The 4480-nt window shown below is 53.7% G+C and carries 3 protein-coding genes; all 3 read left to right on the forward strand.

Annotation, left to right across the window (positions count from 1 at the left end):
• A partial coding sequence (locus tag ROA7023_RS22980) for a vWA domain-containing protein (protein WP_234992422.1) occupies positions 1-877 on the forward strand: 877 nt, incomplete at its 5' end.
• Between the two features lie 4 nt (positions 878-881).
• Positions 882-1628 carry a PP2C family serine/threonine-protein phosphatase gene (locus ROA7023_RS22985; RefSeq protein ID WP_085881285.1) on the forward strand — a complete coding sequence of 249 codons (747 nt, stop codon included), beginning with the start codon at positions 882-884 and terminating at the stop codon, positions 1626-1628.
• A 2-nt stretch (positions 1629-1630) separates the two neighbouring features.
• Complete coding sequence (locus tag ROA7023_RS22990; protein ID WP_085881286.1) at positions 1631-3784, forward strand: helix-hairpin-helix domain-containing protein; 2154 nt, start codon at positions 1631-1633, stop codon at positions 3782-3784.
• Positions 3785-4480 lie beyond the last annotated feature (696 nt).

Consider the following 4480-nt stretch of genomic DNA (forward strand, 5'->3'; position numbering starts at 1 on the left):
AACCCTGCATGTGGGCCTGTTTAGTGTAACGACGAGATTAGACAGGGACGTCTACGAGATTTTGCGGCGGCATTGTGAAAATCGAGGCCGTAAAATGGGTTGGCAGGGGTTAGGTCACCGATTCAGGCATGTGTCCTGGGTTCCAGCAAGATACGGCAAAACTTCCACACGAGAAATGCGCTTCGAGGTTACTTACATGGACGAATTTGAACAACAGCCATTTGTAGATGCTGAATTGCAGGAAAACTCTCAGCCGAGGTGCCCGGTTTTATTGCTCTTGGATACATCGTACTCGATGAGTGGTGCGCCTATTTCAGAATTGAATGAAGGATTAGCAACTCTTCGCGAAGAATTGTTGTCTGATTCATTAGCTGCAAAACGTGTAGAATTGGCGATGGTAACTTTCGGCCCAGTTGAAACGCGAAACGAATTTGCGACCGTTGATCATTTCTATCCCGAAACGCTAGAAGTTGGCGGGGCCACACCGATGGGCGAGGCTATCGTGACCGGGTTGGAAATGCTCCGCGCACGAAAAGATCACATCCGGTCGAACGGCCTCAAGATATTCCGGCCTTGGGTTTTTCTGATAACTGACGGAGCGCCTACAGATAATTGGGACGAAGCAAAGCGCCGCGTTCATGAAGGCGAAGAACGCAAAGAGTTCATGTTCTACGCAGTCGGTGTTGAGCAGGCGGATATGGGAGTGCTTGGACAGATATCCACGCGCCAGCCGCTCAAGTTGAAAGGACTGGCCTTCAAGGAACTGTTCCAGTGGCTGTCCAGTTCGCTTAGCGCCGTTTCACAGTCAAACCCCGGTGACCCGGGAGTTGCACTTGCGAATCCAACCGCCCCTGATGGCTGGGCCGTAGCGGATTAGCGAAATGGTGTGGCGCTGGGTTGCTGCATCGAAGATTGGTACGTCTCACATCCGAAACGGCGTAAGGCTGCAAGATGCTTACGCCGTTTCGGTAATGCGGGGTGACAACATTTTCGCGGTGGTAGCTGATGGCGCAGGTAGCGCAGAATTCAGTGCTTTTGGTGCATGGCTTGTATGTCGCACCCTCACCATACAATCTCGAAACTGGTTTCACGAGAATTTAGGATTGCCAGACGACGAAACACTATCAGATTGGATTGACGAAGTTCGGGACAAAATTGCACTGATTGCCGAACGCCGACAAAGCAAGCCTCGACAATTTGCTTCGACATTGGCAGCAATTATTGCTACGCCGACAGAAACACTGACTTTGCATGTTGGGGATAGCGCTGTTGTTGGACGGCGCGGGGAAGAATGGGACGTGCTCTGCTGGCCAGAAAACGGGGAATACGCCTCGACTACATATTTCGTGACAGATGATCCAGAACCCCGCCTTAACATTGCGCGTTACACGCGCGAGCACGACGCCTTTGCCTTGTTCTCAGACGGAATAGGCGATGTGGCATTGTCAAACTCCGAACAAACGGCATCGCCAAAATTCTTTGGTCCAATGATGCGCCCCGTGGACAACGCGGCGGGTGCAGGGCGTCTGCCTGAATTGTCGTCAAAGCTGCGCACTTACTTAGCTGGACCCGCAATTTGTGAACGCACGGACGATGACAAGACGCTCGTTCTTATATCAAGGAATTGAGCGTGCAGGATATCGTTATCGGGAAAGACCGCTTTTCTCTTGCTGAACGCATTGGCAGCGGTGGCGAAGGCGAAATCTACGCGATCAATGGGCGGTCAGGACAGGCCGTAAAAATCTACTTTGCTAACAAGCGACGCGACCGAGAAGCAAAGGTGCGTGCGATGGTCGGCAAAGGTCTTGCTGTGAGCACCGACCTTATAGCTTATCCCGGTGAGGTTGCCATGGACCAGCACGGCAACTTTATTGGCTTTGTTATGAGACGGGTTACAGGTTGTCGACCCTTGCACGAGTTATATGATCCAAAATCGCGGAAAATACAGTTCCCAAAAGCTGACTGCCGCTTTTTGGTCCATGTAGCGCTGAACGTTGCACGTGCCGTTGGAAAGGTCCACCAGACAGAATGTGTAATTGGTGATTTGAATCATTCCGGTGTTTTGGTGGCGCAAGATGCGACAGTCGCCCTTATCGACGCCGATAGCTTTCAATTTCGCTTGAATGGCAGGTCCTATCCTTGCGTTGTCGGCGTGCCGGATTTCACGCCGCCTGAACTTCACGGAAAAAATCTCGCGTCCGTAGAACGCACGATTGCACATGACAATTTTGGATTGTCGGTGGCGATCTTCCATTTGCTGTTCATGGGTAAGCACCCCTACGCAGGAATTAGAAAAGGACCGGAAACGTCTATGGGCGAAGATATTGCCCAAAACCGGTTCGCTTATTCATTGCAGCGGAGCGCTCAAACGCAATCAAAGCCACCACCCGGCGCACTGACACTCGACCTATTTCCTGACGCCGCCGTGAGTGCGTTTGAACAGGCTTTCGGGTTGAACGCTGGCGCGCGTCCTAGCGCGGCCGATTGGATTGGTGCCCTGACGAAGCTGGAAGGGTCACTGAACCACTGTAGCAGGGTCAAGACGCACTATTTCCCAAGCAATGCCAAACGGTGCGTGTGGTGCGCACTGACGGCCAATAGTGGCTCTGACATGTTCCCGGACCTGTCAGCCGTAACGCCGAACATCCCAAGTGATAAACTCGGGACAGAACAGGCAATCCGCGAGATACTCGCCTTCCGCTTCCCAACGGTTGCTGACCTGTTACCGCCAGCGCCTACCCCGCGAGGGGCAAGCGCTGCCCTCAATGAAGCAAAGAGTGGAAAGCGCGGGCGTGCTTTGATGGGCTTGCTCATGATGGGCGGGGCAGTTGCCGGGTTCATCGTCGCTATCCCGGCATGGTTTGTTTGGGTTGGGTTGGCGATCTGGGGATGGGTCACATTTTCAGACCGGGACGTCGCCCCCGCCCCGTTCCAGAAAGCCTTCAAGGATGCTGATGAAAAGGTGCAGCGCGAGTTGGAGTCTTTCGTTCGGCGAAACGGCCTGACAGAGGTTGTGAAGGTCCGCAGCGATCTTGATGCGACAATCGCCGCCTACAAGGGACACGACGACGCGCTGACGCGCGAGTTAATGATTTTGAAATCCAACCGGGAGTCGCGTCAGCGACAGGCTTACCTTGACGGGTTCTCAGTCCGTCGCGCGAACATTCCCGGTATCGGTCCTTCAAAGACAGCTACGTTGATTTCCTTCGGAATCGAAACCGCCGCAGATGTGAATCGTTCAGCGGTGCTGAGGGTGCCGGGTTTCGGCGACGTCATGACCGGAAAGTTGGTGGATTGGCGGCGCAGGCACGAGTCCAGGTTCAAGTATGACCGTATTGCCAACGCTCAGGACGTTACCGACGAACGAGCATTGCGCGGGCGCTTCGCAGCGCAAAAAGCAAAGTTGGAATCCACAATCCGCAATGGGCTTGGAACACTTCGCAACGCGAAGGCGCGGTTTGATGTATTGCCAGCCAAAGCACGCAGTGACAGTGCGCTATTGGGGGCGCTGGGAACCCGCGCTCAGGCTGAACAAGACTTGAAGACGCTGGGGGCTTCCGTTCCGGCGTCAATCGTCGCGCTTACGGTCACACCGCCACCCCAGCCTGTGCCACAGCCGCCAAATGCACCCCGCATTACAATTCCTACGCAGCCGCGTGCAACGGGCACGTCTGGTATCGTAGGCTGCCCGCGCTGTGGCTCAACAATGCGGCGGCGCTCCGGACGATTTGGACAGTTCTGGGGCTGTTCGCGGTACCCTAGCTGTAAAGGCACCAGAAAATAAATGAGCAAAATATATCACACTTGACCATAAAACGAACCCACCGCCCCCACTCACTGATTGGTAAGTTCGTTTCTTGGCAAGCCTATCCTGTCAGTCATCCGACAAGCTCACAGGGGAAGCAGAGGCTGCCGCTTACTTTCGTTGCCAAAAGGAAAAATCAAATTGCAATTAAATTCAGAAACGGCGTCTAAACGATTATCTCAATGTGGTGAAGCCCGCATAGGATGTCACCCTGCGCGCGTCTATCCATATTGCGACCATTGGCTGTGCCAGAACTGGCCATCATACACCTGCCGCACCAGAGGCCGTGGACATCGAAATAAGCCACTCCATCTGTCCTTTGGGGACACCTTTCCGAAGCCGATTTTTGCTACGCGTTCCGCGGCGCGATTGATGATCGGGCAATCCATGTCAACGCCACGTCAACCCGCGTACGCCTGTTTGGCGCTGTTTGGGATATTGAATGTCGGTTAATGACGGACGGTGCCGGAACGAAAAGTGCGTGGAATCAAAGGCTTGATAGCTAAGCCATTGAATTTACTAAGCTATTGGATCCGCTGGGGTTTAGGCTCATAACCTGAAGGTCGTAGGTTCAAATCCTACTCCCGCAACCAAAAAATATATCAATATATCAAAGGCTTAGGCCAATGCAGGGCGCCCCACGGGGCGCTTTTTGCGCTTGCAACACAGAACAAC

It is taken from the genome of Roseisalinus antarcticus (assembly GCF_900172355.1).
GTDB lineage: Bacteria > Pseudomonadota > Alphaproteobacteria > Rhodobacterales > Rhodobacteraceae > Oceanicola > Oceanicola antarcticus_A.

Excerpts from the sequence above, each read along its gene's own strand:
- ROA7023_RS22985 (WP_085881285.1), top strand. The coding sequence starts at position 882 with ATGGTGTGGCGCTGGGTTGCTGCATCGAAGATTGGTACGTCTCACATC.